16 protein-coding genes are annotated in these 18,130 nt (G+C 29.1%); 4 read left to right on the forward strand and 12 right to left on the reverse strand.

What is annotated here, in order from left to right:
- Positions 1-21: 21 nt before the first annotated feature.
- The 9 genes from ETU10_RS09125 to ETU10_RS09165 form a co-directional block, all read right to left on the reverse strand.
- Positions 22-3,174, reverse strand: coding sequence for an efflux RND transporter permease subunit (locus tag ETU10_RS09125; RefSeq protein WP_146311677.1), 3,153 nt, complete (start codon positions 3,172-3,174; stop codon positions 22-24).
- 45 nt (positions 3,175-3,219) lie between these two features.
- Positions 3,220-4,356 carry an efflux RND transporter periplasmic adaptor subunit gene (locus ETU10_RS09130; protein WP_146263059.1) on the reverse strand — a complete coding sequence of 379 codons (1,137 nt, stop codon included), beginning with the start codon at positions 4,354-4,356 and terminating at the stop codon, positions 3,220-3,222.
- A gap of 2 nt (positions 4,357-4,358) precedes the next feature.
- Positions 4,359-4,895, reverse strand: a complete 537-nt coding sequence (locus tag ETU10_RS09135; protein WP_146263058.1) for a MarR family winged helix-turn-helix transcriptional regulator — start codon at positions 4,893-4,895, stop codon at positions 4,359-4,361.
- 106 nt (positions 4,896-5,001) lie between these two features.
- Positions 5,002-5,565 carry a phosphoribosylglycinamide formyltransferase gene (gene purN, locus ETU10_RS09140; RefSeq protein WP_146311678.1) on the reverse strand — a complete coding sequence of 188 codons (564 nt, stop codon included), beginning with the start codon at positions 5,563-5,565 and terminating at the stop codon, positions 5,002-5,004.
- 35 nt (positions 5,566-5,600) lie between these two features.
- The gene (locus ETU10_RS09145) at positions 5,601-6,728 is read right to left on the reverse strand and encodes a hypothetical protein (protein ID WP_146311680.1); all 1,128 of its coding nucleotides are present in this window, start codon (positions 6,726-6,728) and stop codon (positions 5,601-5,603) included.
- A 125-nt stretch (positions 6,729-6,853) separates the two neighbouring features.
- On the reverse strand, positions 6,854-7,846 hold the full coding sequence (gene purM, locus ETU10_RS09150; protein ID WP_146311682.1) for a phosphoribosylformylglycinamidine cyclo-ligase: 993 nt from the start codon (positions 7,844-7,846) through the stop codon (positions 6,854-6,856).
- A gap of 69 nt (positions 7,847-7,915) precedes the next feature.
- Complete coding sequence (locus ETU10_RS09155; protein WP_146263054.1) at positions 7,916-8,653, reverse strand: uroporphyrinogen-III synthase; 738 nt, start codon at positions 8,651-8,653, stop codon at positions 7,916-7,918.
- Between the two features lie 11 nt (positions 8,654-8,664).
- On the reverse strand, positions 8,665-9,330 hold the full coding sequence (locus tag ETU10_RS09160; RefSeq protein ID WP_146311684.1) for a DUF4271 domain-containing protein: 666 nt from the start codon (positions 9,328-9,330) through the stop codon (positions 8,665-8,667).
- Between the two features lie 8 nt (positions 9,331-9,338).
- Positions 9,339-10,214 carry a carbon-nitrogen hydrolase gene (locus ETU10_RS09165; protein ID WP_146311686.1) on the reverse strand — a complete coding sequence of 292 codons (876 nt, stop codon included), beginning with the start codon at positions 10,212-10,214 and terminating at the stop codon, positions 9,339-9,341.
- A gap of 117 nt (positions 10,215-10,331) precedes the next feature.
- Between ETU10_RS09165 and trhA the strand changes: the two genes are divergently transcribed.
- Both trhA and coaE read left to right on the forward strand, forming a co-directional pair.
- A complete protein-coding gene (gene trhA / locus ETU10_RS09170; RefSeq protein ID WP_146263051.1) occupies positions 10,332-10,964 on the forward strand; it encodes a PAQR family membrane homeostasis protein TrhA in 633 nt (210 codons plus the stop codon).
- 1 nt (position 10,965) lies between these two features.
- Positions 10,966-11,565 carry a dephospho-CoA kinase gene (coaE, locus tag ETU10_RS09175; protein WP_146263050.1) on the forward strand — a complete coding sequence of 200 codons (600 nt, stop codon included), beginning with the start codon at positions 10,966-10,968 and terminating at the stop codon, positions 11,563-11,565.
- Between the two features lie 90 nt (positions 11,566-11,655).
- On the opposite strand, the gene ETU10_RS09180 is transcribed toward coaE, so the two are convergent.
- Positions 11,656-12,870, reverse strand: a complete 1,215-nt coding sequence (locus ETU10_RS09180) for an RsmB/NOP family class I SAM-dependent RNA methyltransferase (RefSeq protein WP_146311688.1) — start codon at positions 12,868-12,870, stop codon at positions 11,656-11,658.
- A gap of 194 nt (positions 12,871-13,064) precedes the next feature.
- On the opposite strand from ETU10_RS09180, the gene ETU10_RS09185 reads away from it, so the two are divergent.
- Complete coding sequence (locus tag ETU10_RS09185) at positions 13,065-13,763, forward strand: OmpA family protein (protein WP_146293143.1); 699 nt, start codon at positions 13,065-13,067, stop codon at positions 13,761-13,763.
- Positions 13,764-13,809: 46 nt separating this feature from the next.
- On the opposite strand, the gene ETU10_RS09190 is transcribed toward ETU10_RS09185, so the two are convergent.
- Complete coding sequence (locus ETU10_RS09190) at positions 13,810-15,984, reverse strand: helix-turn-helix domain-containing protein (RefSeq protein WP_146311690.1); 2,175 nt, start codon at positions 15,982-15,984, stop codon at positions 13,810-13,812.
- A gap of 204 nt (positions 15,985-16,188) precedes the next feature.
- On the opposite strand from ETU10_RS09190, the gene ETU10_RS09195 reads away from it, so the two are divergent.
- Positions 16,189-16,851 carry a hypothetical protein gene (locus ETU10_RS09195; protein WP_146311692.1) on the forward strand — a complete coding sequence of 221 codons (663 nt, stop codon included), beginning with the start codon at positions 16,189-16,191 and terminating at the stop codon, positions 16,849-16,851.
- Between the two features lie 27 nt (positions 16,852-16,878).
- Here the strand turns inward: ETU10_RS09195 and ETU10_RS09200 are convergent, their stop codons facing one another.
- The gene (locus tag ETU10_RS09200) at positions 16,879-18,129 is read right to left on the reverse strand and encodes a glutamate-5-semialdehyde dehydrogenase (RefSeq protein ID WP_146311694.1); all 1,251 of its coding nucleotides are present in this window, start codon (positions 18,127-18,129) and stop codon (positions 16,879-16,881) included.
- Between the last annotated feature and the right edge of the window lies 1 nt (position 18,130).

Below are 18,130 nucleotides of genomic sequence, written 5' to 3' on the forward strand. Positions count from 1 at the left end.
TATTATTTTAATAATTTAGATTTATAAATCATCATCCTCCAAATCTTCCTTTACGGTAGTTGTAGGTTTTATCTTAGTTATTTTTTCCTGAATAGTCTGGAAAATCACATAAAGCATAGGAGTAACTACCAACCCTACTATAGTTCCTATAAGCATACCACCTACAGCAGCAGTACCAATAGATCTATTACCTTCAGCACCTGCGCCAGAGGCAAACATAAGTGGTAATAAACCTAGGATGAATGCAAAGGATGTCATAAGTATTGGTCTAAAACGAGCTTCAGCACCCTCAATAGCTGCATCAATAATAGATAGTCCATGAAGTCTTCGTTCTAACGCATATTCAACAATTAAAATGGAGTTTTTAGCCAATAGACCGATTAACATGATTAAACAAATCTGTAAGTAAATGTTATTGGTAATTCCAAAAAGTTTTGCAAATAAAAATGCTCCTGCAATACCTATCGGTAAGGATATAATGATTGATATAGGTAATATGTAGCTTTCATATAAGGCAGAAAGTAGGAAATAAACAAACACCAAACAAAGAATAAATATATAAACCGTTTGTGATCCACTGTTTTTCACTTGCTCTCTAGTCATCCCTGAATATTCAAAGGAATATCCTTGTGGCAATGTTTGTGCTGCAACTTCGTTAATTACATTCACGGCATCCCCAGCACTATAGCCTTGATTTGGAGAACCACTAACCGGTATTGATTGATATAAGTTAAATCTTTGTAAAGTTTGTGGACCGTTGGTAGGTTTTATAGTTACAAATCCACCTATAGGGGCCATAACTCCGCTTGCATTTCGCACGTACATACCATCTAAATCGGTTAAATTTTTACGTGCAGATGGATGCGATTGTATATATACTTTGTATTGCTTACCAAATTGGTTGTAATTGGATGCATATATTCCTCCAACGTATCCTTGCAGTGCGCCTAGAATATCAGTAGCTTTTAATCCAGCTCTTTTAATTTCAGCAATATTTAGACTCATTTCATATTGAGGGAAATTAGGATCAAATGATGAAGTTGCATATTGAATTTCAGGACGTTTATTGAGTGCCCCTAGGAATTGCTGACTTACTTCATAAAAATTACTTAAGCTACCACCGGTTTTATCTTGAAGTTGAAGTTCGAAACCGTTAGAGTTACCGAAACCTTGTAAAGTTGGTGCTCCAAAGAAAATAATACGAGCCCCTTGTATATGAGCCGTTTTTATAAATAATTCCTTAACAACATCTTTGATATTGATGTTTGGCCTTTCACTCCAAGGTTTTAATTTTACTAAAACCACAGAATAATTACCTCCTGCACCGCTTAAGAAACTTAAACCATTTAATTGTGCAATATGTTCAACTCCATTGATTTTACTAGCAATTTTATTTACTTCATCACCAATTTTGGTTGATTGTTCCATGGTTGAACCTGGAGGTAAACTAATATCACTTAAAATAAATCCACTATCTTCTTGAGGTACAAAGTCGGTAGGTGTAGTTTTCATTAAATAATACAGCAATCCTGAAAATACTAATATAATTGCAAAAACACTCCATTTGGCTTTTGAAGTAAGTATTAATATTCTCTTATATTTATTGGTAGTTTTTTTGAAAGCAACATTAAATCCATCTTTTAGTCTAGTTATAAATGTTGTTTTATGTTTATCATCACTGTGAGGTTTCAAAAATATTGCACATAAAGCCGGGCTTAAAGTAAGCGCGTTTACCGCCGAAATTACAATGGAAATAGCCAAGGTTAAACCAAATTGTTTGTAGAAAACCCCAGCAGTTCCACCAATAAAACTTACTGGAACGAATACGGATGCCATTACAAGTGTTATAGCTACAATGGCGCCTGCAATATCTGTCATAGCATGGATCGAAGCTTTTTTAGAATCCTTCATGCCATTCTCTAGTTTAGAGTGTACTGCTTCTACCACTACAATGGCATCATCCACCACAATACCAATAGCCAAAATCAATGCAAATAAAGTTAATATATTTATGGTAAAGCCTAAAAGTAGTAAGAAGAAAAAGGTTCCGACAATGGCAACAATTACAGAAATTGCAGGAATTATGGTCGATCTTAAATCTTGTAAAAATACTAAAACAACTATAAATACCAATATAAATGCCTCGATAAGCGTATGTATAACCTTGTCAATGGATGCATTTAAGAAATCATTGGCATTCATCATAAATACAGTTTCAATCCCTGAAGGATAAGATTTTGCGGCTTCCTTCATTGTTACTTCTACTTCTTCAATGATTTTTCTAGCATTAGAACCTGCGGTTTGTGATACTGAAATAATTGTGGAAGGATATCCATCAATGGTAGAAGTAACTTGGTAAGATTCAGCCCCTATTTCAACATCTGCAACATCTTTTAATCGTAATATATCACCAGAAGGTAGCGATTTTAAAACTATATTTTGAAACTGTTTGGCATCTGTCAATCTCCCGGTATATCTTAAAGGGTATTCAAAGGTTTGATTGCTATTATCCCCGAATGAACCAGCTGCGGCTTCTAGATTTTGCTCTGCTAAAACAGCAGAAATATCACTAGGTGTTATACCATAAATGGCCATTTTATCAGGATTAATCCAAATACGCATAGCATAGGTATTTCCACCTCGTGCCTGTGCATCTCCTACACCATTGATACGTTTAATTTCAGGTAGAATATTAATATTGGCATAGTTTTGAAGAAATTTTTGATCAAAATTTGGATTTTTACTAATTAAACCCATAAATAGAATATTACTACTTTGGGTTTTTTGTACAATTACTCCATTTTTGGTAACCTCTGCTGGTAGTAAACTATTTGCCCGAGCTGCAAGATTTTGAACGTTTACTGCGGCAATATCTGGATTTGCATCTTGTTTAAAATAGATTGTAATCGTTGCAGAACCATCGTTTGAAGCTGTTGAAGTCATATAAGTCATATTATCAACTCCATTGATTTGTTCTTCTAATGGAATTACAACACTTTTTAAAACTACGTCGGCACTTGCTCCAGGATAATTGGCTGTAACTTGAACAGTAGGGGGTGCAATTTCAGGGTATTGCGCCACGGGTAGCGTAACCATACCGATACCTCCTAATATCAGAATGATTATTGATATAACGGTTGAAAGAATTGGTCTTTCAATAAAAATTTTAAACATTTATTATTATTTTTAATTAAGAGATAAATTTGAAATTATTTAAAATTATAGTTGTGGTTTAATTTCCATTCCATCTTTTAAATTTTGAATTCCGTTTATGACTATTTTATCGTTAGCTTTTAGTCCGGAGTCTACCACATAAGATTTTCCATCTGGAGTAGGAGTAACTTTTATACTTACTTGTTTTACTTTGTTATCGTTTTGTACCACATATACAAAAGTAATTCCTTGAATTTCATAGGTTGCTTTTTGTGGAATTATTAAAGCATTCTTAATTGTATTTGTAATTCTTACAGTACCAGACAATCCACTTTTAAGAATTCCTTGTGTATTAGGGAATATAGCTCTCATGTTAGCAGCTGCAGTACCGGTATTAATTATACCACTAATTGCATCAATTCTACCACTATCAATGTATTCATTGCCTGTAGATAGTATTAATTTTACTGGCTCTATATGTTTTAATTTTTCATTTTGCGACTTGCCCGGAAGAGTTTTAAGTAAGTCTAATAATTGTTTTTCATTGATTGAAAAATATACATATACATCTGCAGTATTTGCTACAGTTGTTAATGTAGTAGAACTATTAACAAGGCTTCCTAAACGATAGGGGATGGATCCAATACTTCCATTTACCGGGCTAACGATTCTAGTATATGAAACATTTGTTTCAGCATTAGCTAAAGTTGTATATGCTTGGTTTAAAGCTGCTTGTTTTGCTTCTAGTGCATATTTTGCTGCTTCTAATTGGTATTTACTTACAATACCTTTTTCAACTAAAGGAGTTACTTTTCTTACTTCCATCTTAGCATTATTTAAATCAGCTTCTGCCGTTTTAATTGCTGCTAAAGCATTTAGTTTATTTTGCTCATACTGAGGTGCATCTAAGGTAAATAGTACTTGTCCTTTTCTTACGGTAGATCCTTCATCCACTTCAATAGTTTTGATAAATCCTTCTAACATTGGTCTAATTTCAATGTCTTGCGTACCTTTAATGGTTGCTGGATAGTCTACATAAAGTGTAGTGGGTTGTTCTGACAGGACTTGTACAGGATAAGGCTTTACTGCATTTTGTTGCATAGATGCAGCAGCACCAGTTTTACTGTCATTTTTACAAGAAGTTAATTGTAGCGATGTAATAATGAAAAGTGCTAATATAATTTTTATTTTTTTTATTTTCATGCTTATTTATTTTCTACGGTTATATTAAATTTTTCAAGTTCTTTTTGGTAATATTTCAATAAATGTTGTTTAGAATTTTCATCGGATAATAATAAATTAATTAAATTTTCTTGAAATTGTTTTTGTTGATCTTTCAAACAACTGAAAAAGGAATTATTAAAATTTTTTATAATATCATTGGCTTTTTCAACAATTGTTTTGCCTTTTTCAGTAATTTCTATTAAATGAGTTCTAGTGTCCTTATTATTAATATTTCTTATAATTAATCCTTTTTTTTGAAGTGTTCTAAGTGCTGTGGAAGTTGTCATGGCATCTATACCAGACTTATAGGATAATTCTTTTTGAGTAAGATTTAGCTCATTTGTTTTGCTCCAGAAAATACTTAGCAAAAGTAAAAGTTGACTATGTGTGATATCTAAATCTTTAAATCTTTTTTTAAATGAACGAAGCCAATAGTTATTTACCTTCCACAGTAAAAAACCAGTCTTTTCATTCTCTGTTATTTGTGAAAGTTCATTAGAACTATCTACACTTACCATAAATTATGTATATCTTATGCAAAGATAGTAAGTATACATATAAAAAAAAAATTAATATTGTATTTTGTTAATCTTATATTAAAAGGGTTAAAAATATTTATTTAATTTAAGATTGACACAACATTTGAATGGATTTTATTAAAATTTCTTTTTCAATCACTTGAATTTTTTTTTGCAAATCTTTAACTGAATCATTTTCATGTATGAGAAATGATTTTTGAAGAATTATCTTACCTTCATCAACTTCTGAAGTTACAAAATGCACAGTAGCACCTGATTCTGTTTCTCCAGCATCTAAAACGGCTTGATGGACTTTTTCTCCATACATACCTTTACCTCCGTATTTCGGCAGTAATGAGGGATGAATGTTTATTATTTTATTAGCCCATTTGTTGCAGAAATTTGAATTTAAGATGGATAAAAATCCTCCTAAGACAATAAAATCTATAGAATATGAAGACAAAATTTCATCAATTTGGGTTGAAATTTCATTACCTCTATCAACCAAATAGGTAGTTATATCATTGTCTAAAGCTCTTTCAAGTGCATAGCAATTTCTATCCGCGATTACTAATACAATTTTAACATTCTCTAAAATACCTGTATTTATGGCATCTTGAATATTTTGTAGATTAGTACCACCTCCAGAAACGAAAACTGCTATATTCATAAGTTGAAAATTTAAATCAAAAATACAAAAATAGTTTAGGTATTTTTTAAAGAAGTATTATTTTTTAGGCTAATATCTAAAAACCACATGGTATAATCATAGAGAACATATATGAGTGGTAAATATAATATAGGAGAAATTATATATTCATAATTTTTAAGTGCAATACTTCCTAAAGACCATTCTATTAATTTAAATGACAAACAATAAGTTAAGTAAAACAATGGGGGATTGATAATATTTCCTAATATTAAATAGTAATTAATGGAATGATTATCTTTTTTTCTAAATTTTTTTATGAAATAGATATGTATCAAACTAATTAATAATCCAAAAGTTAAAGTAATTCCAACGGGTTTTAACAATAGTAAAAAATAGGATAATGTTGAAATTTTAGGAGACAAACTAATTTTAAATTCTTTTTTATTAATTTTATTTAATCTCCAGAAATATAAATTTTTAGATAATTTTTGTGAAGGATTTCCTATTGTTGATTGTTTAATTTTATAGTTTGGTGGTGTATTTAATTTTACAAAAATGGGTCCAAAGGAATTCCAAAATTTATAAGGAAATAGATAATAATCTAAATTATAGTTCTTTAGAAATCCATAATTATTACTTTCTAAATTCCCTTTATAATTTAAGTGAATTTCATTTTTTCCTTTTTTTAGTAAGCTATTAAAATAAACTAATTCTTTAATATTAAATAAATTTACATTATTTTTTGTATCTATAATACATACGTTCTCATTACCATCAGATTTTATATAAGGGAATATGCTAAATATTAAATTCTGATTTTCTAATATTGAATTTGTATTTACTTCTTTGTCATTAATTAAAATATTAATAGGTGAATTTTTAAAATTTGAAGCAATAAAAATTAATGGAAGAATCTGTTCATGATCAGATTCTATGTGGTATGTAATATTATAATTTACAAAATAGTCTTTAGGATCATTAAAATATGGAACAACATCTATTTCAATTATTTCATGGATAACCTTAGCATTAGAAACTTTAGGAAATAAAATTGAATGTTTACTTCCTTCATTCATTTGCTTTTCAGGTGAATATTCAGCATTTATCTTTAATGGAAATAATATTATTATTAATAGGCAAAATATTAAAAATATGGGAGATTTCTTAATTATTCTCTTCATAAAGTATTTTTAGTTTTAATTCACAATAGCCCCTACATAAATTACAAAAAAATTTATGTAAAAATTATTTACATGTAAATTTATAAAATAAAAGAATAATTAAGATAAAAAAATAATTTTTTTATTTAAAAATTAAGAATAATTTTTTTTGAATTGTTTGTTATATTACCGATGATTGAGCTACCTTCAATTAGATTTAAAATTGGTAGGGAATTTTCTTCATCAACTATAATACACATCCCCACACCCATGTTAAAAGTGCCAAACATTTCATCATTACTTATTTTACCTCTTTTTTGAAGCTCCTTCATAATAGATGGAACATGAATAGATGAAACGCTTATGTTAGCACAAAGCCCATTGGGTATTATTCTTGGTAAATTTTCAATTATACCACCTCCGGTAATATGCGCAATTCCATATAGTGGATATTTTTCTAATATTTTAAATATATCGTTTTGATATAATCTTGTTGGAGTTAACAATGTTTGATACAATGGTTGACCTTCAAAATTTTCATTGATATCAGTGAAAATTTTCCTTATAAGCGAATAACCGTTAGAATGAAAGCCACTTGAAGGTAAACTTATAATTACTTGATCTTTCTTTATTTGGGTTCCATCAATAATATCTTCTTTTTCAACAACTCCTACACAGAACCCAGCTACATCATAATCACCTTTTTTATACATACCTGGCATTTCAGCCGTTTCACCCCCTATTAATGCTGTTTTAGTTTCTTTACAAGCCTTTACAATTCCCAAAATAATTTTTGAAGCAATATCTGAATCTAAATTTCCACAAGCTAAATAATCTAGAAAAAATAATGGCTTTGCTCCATGACATAAAATATCATTTGCACACATGGCAAAACAATCAATACCTATGGTATCATAAATTTCAGAATCTAATGCAATTCTAAGCTTTGTACCAACTCCATCAGTACCAGAAACCAATATAGGTTTTTTATAACCAGAAAGTTCATAAAAGGCTCCAAAACTTCCAATATTATTTAAAACATTTGGATTGTGTGTTTGAGATACTTCGTCTTTAATTTTAGATACGGTTTGGTACCCTTCTTCTTTATCTACACCGGAATCTTTATAAGTTGTCATTATTTAGAATAGCTTGTTTAAATTTAAATTTTTTAGTTTAATTATGTAGCAATTTATATTTTTTAAAATATCTTATTGCAAAAAATCATCCAAAGCTTTTGTCATTGAAGGAGATTCTTTGGTCGGAGCAAATAGACTTACTTTTAGTCCAGCTTCTTCAGCTGTAAATTTAGTTGATGCACCAAAAGTTCCTATGTGTATATTTCCTTGTTTAAAATCTTTGTAATTATCAAAAAGTGATTTAATGCCATAAGGACTAAAGAAAATAAGTGCATCGTAATCATAAATATCTTTGATGTTTGAAACAACGTTACTACTAACAGTTCTAAATAATATTGCACGCGTCCAATCAACTTCTGCTTTATCAAGAGCATCGGGTATATCTTGATTGAGCATATCTGAAGTTGGCAATAAATATTTTTCTTTTTGATTTTTCTTTAATAAAGGAATTATACTTTGAATATTTTTTTCACCGAAATAAATTTTTCTTTTTCGGTATACGATGTATCTTTGAAGATATAAAGCTATGGCTTCAGATTGACACACATACTTCATTGAATCTGGAACTGTAAATCTCATTTCTTCAGCTAATCTGAAAAAATGATCAATAGCATTTCTACTAGTAAAAATTATTGCTGTAAAGTTAGAGAAATCAATCTTTTGGATTCTAACTTCTTTAGCATTGGCTCCTTCAATTTCTATAAATGGACAAAAATCAATTTTAATTTTATGCTTTTTTTGCAAATCAAAATAGGGAGAACTATCTCCTATTGGTTCAGGCTGTGAAACTAAAACGGATTTAATTTTCATATTTAAACAAACTATAATTCTTCTCCTAAAAACGCTATTTTAATTAAACATAGCGTGGGCAATATTTTAAAGGCGCAAAGATATAAAAAATCATAATAATTTGGAATATTTATATTTTTTTTTATAAAAAACATTAAATATATCCATTCTAGAGTAAGTATAATTCCAAGAGTAAATATTGCTATATTTAAAGCATAAAACCTAGGAATGTTCGTATAGTAAATTATAAAACATAGTAAAATTGAAATAACAAGTTTTATAAATGTAAATCTAAAGTTATTAATGTTATTGACTTTATATTCTTCCTTTTTACCTAGTATATAAATAAAGCTATTGCCTAATACATGTGAGGTTACATGATAAATACAAAGAAATGTAAATATTAAACTTATTTTGGCTAGTTGAGAATTATTAAAAGGTATATGAATTTTAAAGAAAGGAACTAAAACTAAGGATAAGAATATTAAATATAATAATGCACAAATTGAAGTGAACAAAGTAAAATTTTCATCTTCTCCCATGAGAGCTTTAAATCTAAAAAAAGATTCTTTTTTAGGAAGGAGAACTATACGGGATAAAACTAAAATAAATAGTGAACTTAAGATAATATAGTTAATCAAGTTGTCATCTATAGAAGGACGGGGGATTGGATTTATGATAAGAAATTTTAACATCATATAATCACTTAATCTTCGTCTATAAATCTTTTACATATGGGTTGGTAAGAATCAATTCTTCGATCTCTCAGAAATGGCCAATGAACTCTATAACTGTCTGATTTTTCAGTATCAATTTCTATAACTTTAACCTCCTCATGATCATGTGAAGCTTGGTATAGAATTGATCCCAACGGATTCGAGACGAAAGATCCTCCCCAAAATTTCATTGCACCCTCTTGTTCATAACCCACACGATTTACACTAACAGTATGTACACCATTGGCTATAGCATGACTTCTTTGTATAGTTTGCCAAGCATTATACTGTTCTGTGTTGGTACCTTCATCTTGAGTAGAAGCCCAACCAATGGCTGTAGGATAAAAGAGGATTTCTGCACCCATAAGAGCAGTAATTCGTGATGCTTCTGGATACCATTGATCCCAGCATATTAGAACTCCTATTTTTGCATATTTAGTATGAAACACTTTGTACCCTAAATCTCCAGGAGTGAAATAAAATTTTTCATAAAAAGCTGGATCATCGGGAATATGCATTTTTCTATATTTTCCTAAATAAGTACCATCCGCGTCTAAAACAGCAGTAGTATTATGATAAAGTCCTTGGGATCTTTTTTCAAATAATGAAGCTATAATTACAACTTTTAATTCTTTAGCAATTTGGGAAAGTTTATCTGTAGTTGGACCAGGGATAGGCTCAGCTAACTTAAAATTATCATAATCTTCGATATCGCAAAAATATAGAGAAGAAAATAATTCTTGAAGACATACTATTTGTGCCCCATCTTTAACAGCCATCTTTATTCCTTCAATAGCTTTATTAATATTATTTTCAATATTATTGGAGCAACTTGATTGTACTAATCCAATTTTTATTTTTGCCATAATTATTTAAGATAAATGTCTTGGCAAAAATACAGTAATTTTTTTTATTTCATTTAAATAGTAAATTTATATTAAAAATATTCTATATTTAATATTTAAAATTCTAGAATTTTTTAAATGAAACTTATAAAATTAAATAGAAATAAAGAAGAAATTTTAAACACGATTTCTCATGCAGCAGGTGTTTTATTTGGAATATTTGGTTTAATATATCTTTTATTCAAAAATAAAAAAAATACTGATTTTAGTACAATTAGTATATGGATATATGGGGTTTCAATGATTGCACTTTTTTTATCTTCAACTTTTTATCATTATTTAGAAAGTGGAAAACTAAAAAACAGAGCTAGGATTTTAGACCATATGAGCATTTTTCTTTTGATTGCTGGTACTTACACTCCTGTTTGTTTAATAACCCTCGAAAAAAGTTCTGGTTGGTTATTATTTACAATTGTATGGTCCATTGCAGCTCTTGGAATAATATTGAAAATATTTTTAACGGGTAAAGTTGATAAGCTTTCTTTGTTACTTTATTTATCCATGGGCTGGTTAATTATTTTTGATATTAGAAACATAATTGATTTAATGAGCCTTCAAGCATTAATCTTCTTAATCATTGGCGGATTATTATATAGTTTAGGTACAATTTTTTATGTTATTGAAAAAATTCCATATTCTCATTTTATTTGGCATTTATTTGTCTTAGGAGGAAGCATTTCACATTTTTTTATGGTTGATTCTCTTGTATAAGATGTTTATTGTTGGATTAACCGGAGGTATGGGAGTTGGAAAATCAACTGTTGCTAATATATTTAATGAGCAAGGGTATCCTGTATACAATTCTGATTCTAATGCAAAAATTTTAATGATTCAAGATTGTCAATTGAAATCTAAAATTATAGATTTACTAGGACCTAATGCTTATATTGGTGATGATTTAAATAGAAAATTCATTGCCGACCAAATATTTTCAAATCCCGAATTATTAAGAAAACAAAATTTAATTGTTCATGAAGCCGTTAAAAATGATTTTGCCAAATGGATATCTACACAAGAAAGTAAAATTTGTATAAAAGAATCAGCTATTTTGTTTGAAAGTGGTTCATATTTAGGTTGCGATGCCACTATTGCAGTAATAGCAAGTGAAAAGATTCGCTTGAAAAGAATTATGCAAAGAGATGGTTGGTCTTTAAGAGAAATTAATGATCGATTAAAAAATCAATGGAGCCAAGAAAAAATTAAAAATTTGACTAATTTTTGTATAGTTAATGATGCAGATTTAGAAAATTTAAAGAGTCAAGTCCAAAATACAATTGAAAAACTAAAAACCTACTTTAAATTAAATGTTTAATTCAAAGTATAGGTGTTTTAAAAATTCAAAAATCCAATAAGGAGTTTTGAATTTTGAATATTCTTTAATATCTGGTCTTTTGAAAAAATATTATTTACGAACTATTTTAGCCATATAAAAACCATCAAAATTACTGGTAGAAGGCATTATTTTCTTTTCATCAATTAATTCAAAATCGGGATTTTTACTTAGAAAATTTTCAACTTGATGTGAGTTTTCAGAAGGCAAAATGGAACAGGTGGCATAAACTAAGTATCCATTTTTTTTAACAAGTTTAGAGTTGTTTTGTAAAATTTGCTTTTGTTCATCAATAATTCTATCTATAAACTCATTGTTTAGTTTCCATTTAGCATCCGGATTTCTTCTTAAAACGCCTAATCCAGAACAAGGTGCATCTATAAGTACTCGATCAGCAGTATTTTCCAAACGTTTAAAAATTTTAGAATCTGTAACAGCTTTCGTTTGAATATTATGTGCACCGTTTCTTCTAGCCCTTTGCTTAAGGGTTTGTAATTTCCACTCATGAATATCTAAAGCTAGTATTTGCCCCTTGTTTTCCATAAGTGCTGCTAAATGCAAGGTTTTACCACCTGCGCCTGCGCATGAATCAATGACTCTCATTCCTGGTTTAGCTTCAAGGTATTCTCCTACCAATTGTGAGGAAGCATCCTGAACCTCAAATAAACCATCTTGAAAGGCCTTTGTTTTAAAAATGTTTTGTTTACGTTCCAGTACTAAAGCATCTTTATAACCTTGAATAAAATTAGTTGCAACTTTTTCTTCTTCTAAACTTTTTTGTAATTTATCTGCATGAGTTTTTAGGGTATTAACCCTTATAATAGTAGAAGCTGGAATATTAAGAGCTTTCATTTCATATATCCAACTCGAACCCAGTTCATTTTCCATTCGAGATTGCAACCAATCAGGAATTGAAAATTCAACGGCTCGAGAAGGAAAAGGTTTTTTAAATCGCTCTTTTATTTTCTTAATATAAATTTTTTCAAATTCTGGAAAAGGAGGGATTTCTTGCTTATTAAGCAGCAAATAAGTAGCTATAATAAAATATATATTATCGTCTTTCATTTCTCGATTTGCATAAAATTCGAGTTGTCTTTTCCATCGAATGATCTCGTAAAAAGACTCGGAGACAAAACCTCGATCTTTACTTCCCCATTTTTTGTTAAGTTTTAAAAGTCTTTCTAAAACTTTATCCGCATACTTGTCAGGCTCAAAAAAACTTGTTTTTATCGCTTGTTCCAATCCTTGAATTAAATTTCTATGAGTCTTTATTTTTTTATTATCCATACTTTGTTGCAAACAAATCCAATTACAAATATATAAGTTAAGATTGAATAATAGATTCAATTTAATGAATGAACATTAAATTGACAAAAGTGTGTATCTATTTTATTTAAATTTTAACCCATATATTCATGTAGAATAATTCATGTTTATAAGAAAGATTTTATATAAATTAGCCTTTTAAAAGATTAAAAATTATGAGAAAAATTAAATTAAAAAGATTAGCATTACTAAATTTTGGTGCACTTGCTTTGGTTCTAACAACTGTTAGTTGTAAATGTGATAAAAATACCAATCATTCTGCTACGGCCACATCATCAACAACTTCAAAATCTGATTCCTTATCTTCAGAACAGTTATTAGTAGAAGAAACTATTGTTGGTAAATTGGATTCTGCTGGTAATTTTATATATGATACTGGTGAAATTTCTGCCATAACTTTGCCAAATAATATAAAGTTGGAAGGTGTGGGTAATAACTCTACAGAATCTAAATTATTCAATTTTTTAAGTGATTCAAGCATTTCAGTAGATGAAACTGATAAAACTAAAGGTTGGATTACTTTAGATAGAGTATACTTTAATACGGGTTCTGCAACATTAACAAATGAATCAAGCAAACAGGTGAAAAATATTGCAGAAATTTTAAAAGCTTTTCCTAATGCAATAGTGAAAGTGGGTGGTTATACTGATAATACAGGTAGCGAAGAAATTAACAATAAAGTTTCTGCGGAGAGAGCAAAAAAGGTTGAAGATGAGTTGGTTAAGTTAGGAATTTCTACCTCTCAAGTATCTTCGGAAGGATACGGTCCACAACACCCGGTTTGTCCAAGTAATGATACTCCAGAATGTAAAGCAAAAAATAGACGTGTGGATATTCGCGTTACTAAGAAATAAATTTAAAAGATAAGTTGTAAAGCTGTTAGAGTAATAACAGCTTTTTTTATTTGCTTAAATTGCTTCGAACATATTTAATTTCATCATAGGAATAATTATCTCCCAAAATTTCTTTTAATAATTTTAGTTCTATATTTTCCATTTTTTTGATTTCGTTTTCTATTTTTTCATATTTTTCTTTTGATATAAAGTTGAATACGGATACTTTATTTTGTGAAATAAGTCGTGATACATGATTGCTTATAGTTGAAATACTGAGATTTCTTTCTTTGGCTATCTCGTCTATTGATTTTCCTTGATTAAGTAATTCTAAAGTTATTTCTACAGTATTATTTTTTTCTTTTGAAACCGTTTTTCCACTATCAGAAATAAAAATGATATCTTTATAACTTAGACGATCATCAATAAGTTTAGCAATTGATATTTGCTTAATTTTATTCTTTAAACTTTCTTCAATTTCTTCAACGAATCTTAAATATTGTGTAATTCTTGATTTATTTTTATACTCTAAATAATGACTAAGTATAGGCTTCCAAACTTTGGTGAATAATTCTTCAATAAAAAATTCAACTGCACTAATGCTTCTTGTTTTTATTTTATTCCAAATTTCAATTTTTAAAGACAGGTCTTTACATTTATTAAACCATTGGTAAATAGTAGTTTCAAATTTATACAAAACAATTTGTAGGTAATTTAAGGTTTCGTCTATAGAAGATATTAGTTCTAGAACACTTTCTTTCTCAGGAATATTCTTTTCAATTGTAATTTTTTTCCATTCATTAATTTCTGTCGTTAGTTCTTTTAAACTTATAGTTTTAAATAAATTATCTAATGCATAGGCATATTTTTCTTTCTCTAAAGTTTCCTCTAACTCATTTAAATTCCACATTTGTTCTTGGAATTCTTTAATCTTTATATCTTGGATGATGTTCGAATTTTGTATTAATGATTTTAATATAATTCCTTCTAAAGTTCTACATCTACTTAAAGCAACATAGACTTGCCCTGAAGCAAATGATTTGCCTGCATCTATAATAACCTTATCAAACGTCAATCCCTGGCTTTTGTGTATGGTTATTGCCCATGCCAATCGAATAGGGAATTGCGAAAAGGATCCTAATTCTTCTTCTTTAATTTTTCCAGTTTCATTATCAACAATGTATCTAATATTTTTCCAGACTTCATGTTCAAGTTTTAATAAATCCTTTTGATTCTCAAAACGTATATAAATATCAAAATCTTCAATTTTTTCAATGATTCCAATCTTTCCATTGAAATACCTGCGTTCTCCGGAACTATCATTTCTTATAAACATGATTTGGGTTCCTTCTTTTAAAATAAGTTCAGCTTCGGTAGGATAGGAGTTTTCAGGAAAAGTTCCGTCTATAATGGCATCAAAATAGTGAATAGGGTTTTCAATTTTCTCTAAAGCTTTTTGGTTTATGGAATCTGCTAAATGATTGTGAGTGGTTAAAGTGATATATCCAAAATGTTCTGGATTAAAATTTGGATTATATCTTTTTTGCAGTAAATTAAAATCTATGGAATCATAATCCTGGTATCGTATTGCATTTAATAAATTTATGAAAACAGGGTCTGCTTGCCGATAAATTTTTTTAAATTCTATACAAATGGGTTGATTATTTTGTAGGACTAAGGCATCAAAAAAGAATAAACTTTTATAATAATTTTTTAAAATTTTCCATTGTTCCTCTTTTATTACTGGGGGAAGCTGATACATATCTCCAATCATTACAATTTGTACTCCGCCAAAGGGTTGCGAACTTTTTCTAACACTTTGTAAAGCCCAATTGATAGCGTCTAAAATATCTGCTCTAAGCATTGAGACCTCATCAATAATCAATAATTCTAATTCAGTTAAAAGTTTTCTTTTTTCTTTGTTATACTTAAAATGTTGGAAAGCTTCTTGTTTGGTAATTGCTATATTTCGATCTTCATTGACATGATTTACAGGTATAAAACTAGTGAGTGGCAATAAAAATAATGAATGTAGTGTAACTCCTCCTGCATTGATTGATGCTATACCTGTGGGAGCAGCAATAACCGTGTTTTTCTCTGACTTTTCTTTTAAGTTTTTTAGAAAAGTAGTTTTTCCTGTGCCTGCTTTACCTGTAATGAAAATATTTTTATGGGTATAACAAATGAGTTTATAAGCTAGTTCTTGTTCTAAATTCTTATTTTCATCTATAGTTTTTTCCATTTTATTAAAGCTTTGTATACAAATATAGTGTTATATGAGTTGTATCTTCGTTGTGTAGCATCTCAAAATTGAATTATACAATTGTTAAATTTTAAATATATTTGACAGGTTATTCGCACAATTATTAAAAAATAAATCATATCATAGTTTAATTAACTATAATAAATTGTTATTTTAAAAGTTAATACAAGTAGTTTAATTTTTATGATGAGGAAAAATCTTATATATTTTATAGTTGCATTGTTTTCTGTATCTGCCTACTCACAAACTCAAAATTCTTTGGATGAAAAGGATTTTACAATTAAAAGAAATAAATATTATGAAAATGAAGAAGGTGTAAAGGTACCTTTAAGATACGGACAAAAATACTCTAAAAAAACAATGAAAGTTTCCGATGAAAATTTAGATGAAAGTTATGACCAAATAGAAACTAATCAAGAATCCTCAATTCTCATTGCAATAAATGAAGATCCACAAATATTTGCAGAAAGAATCATTAAATCTTCAAAGTCAAAATATTCTTATTTAGAGAAAAGATCTAAAGAAGGAGCGGAATCTTTTACTTTTAGATATATTCCTAAGAATGCAACAAATAAAGAAGAATATCACGCAAAAAAAACATGTGCGGATTGTATGGATATAGAATTTAGAAAAAACCCTTCTGACAGTTCCTATACTTTCAGTAATGTTTGGGGAAATTTCAATGATCTATTTTCAGTATGGAAAAAAATGTTTAAAAAAGACGCTAAAGAATCTGACTACCAAGTAACCGCAGATAATCTCTTAGCTGAATGGACAACTTACTACGAAGGCAGAGAAGTAGCATTTGGTAGATTGGGTGAGGTATGGTATATAATTATGAAATAAACGATTCAAATTACGAATCCAATAAAATTATCTTATCTGTCCATTCCCTTTAATTATCCATTTATATGTACATAATTCCTTTAGAGCCATAGGGCCCCTAGCATGCATTTTTTGGGTACTAATACCAATTTCAGCGCCAAGATCAAATTGTGCACCATCTGTAAAAGCTGTTGAAGCGTTTGAATATATACAAGCAGAATCTACCAAGGTTTCAAATTTATGTATGGCTTCTAAATTCTCACTAATTATAGTTTCACTATGTTTAGAACTATACATATTTATATGTTCGATGGCTTCATCCAAACCTTTCACCGTTTTTATTGACATTTTATAGTCTAAAAATTCAGTGCCAAAACTTTGTTCATCTGCATTTGTTAGAAGAGATAGCGGGTATGTATTTAATAAAGCTTTGTAAGAAGCATCATCCGCATAAATGATTACTTTTTCATTTTTCAAACTTTCGCAAAGTTTTGGTAAATCATTTATTCTACTCTCATCAATAACCAAACAATCCAAGGAGTTGCAAACACTTACTTTTCTAGTTTTAGCATTATGTATAATTTTTTTACCAAATTCAACCTTACCGTCTTCATGAAAATAGGTATGACAAACACCTGCTCCGGTTTCAATTACAGGAACAAGTGAATTTTTTCTTACGTATTCAATGAGTTCTTTTCCTCCCCTAGGTATTACCAGATCCACATACCTATTTGCATTTAGTAAAGCATCAGTGGCAGATCTATCCGTAGGTAAAAGGGTACATACATCTGAATTTACATTTGTTTTTTCTAGTACTTTTTTAATAATATTAACAATGGATTGATTAGAATGATAAGCGTCTGAACCTCCTTTTAATAGGCAGGCATTGCCAGATTTTAAGCTAAGTGAGAAAACATCAAAACTTACATTAGGTCTAGCTTCGTAGATAATACCGACAACCCCGAAAGGAACAGAAACTTTGGATATTATTAAGCCGTTATTTAATTTTTTTTCAAAAAATTTGTGACCAATCGGATAGGGGAGCGTCGCTATCTTTTTTAGATCCTCAATAATATTTTCAATCCTAGATTGATTTAAAAGTAAACGATCATATTTAGGATTAGTGATCGGCATTTTATCTGTATCTTTCTTGTTTTCAGCAAGAATATAATCTATATTATTTTCTGTTTCTTTTGCAAGAAGATGTAAAATTTCATTTATAGTTGATTCGCCAAGTAAGCTTAATTCTTTACTTGCTTGTACTGAATTTTTAAATATGTGGTTAAAGTTCTCTTTCATA

Source organism: Apibacter muscae, from assembly GCF_007845595.1.
GTDB lineage: Bacteria > Bacteroidota > Bacteroidia > Flavobacteriales > Weeksellaceae > Apibacter > Apibacter muscae.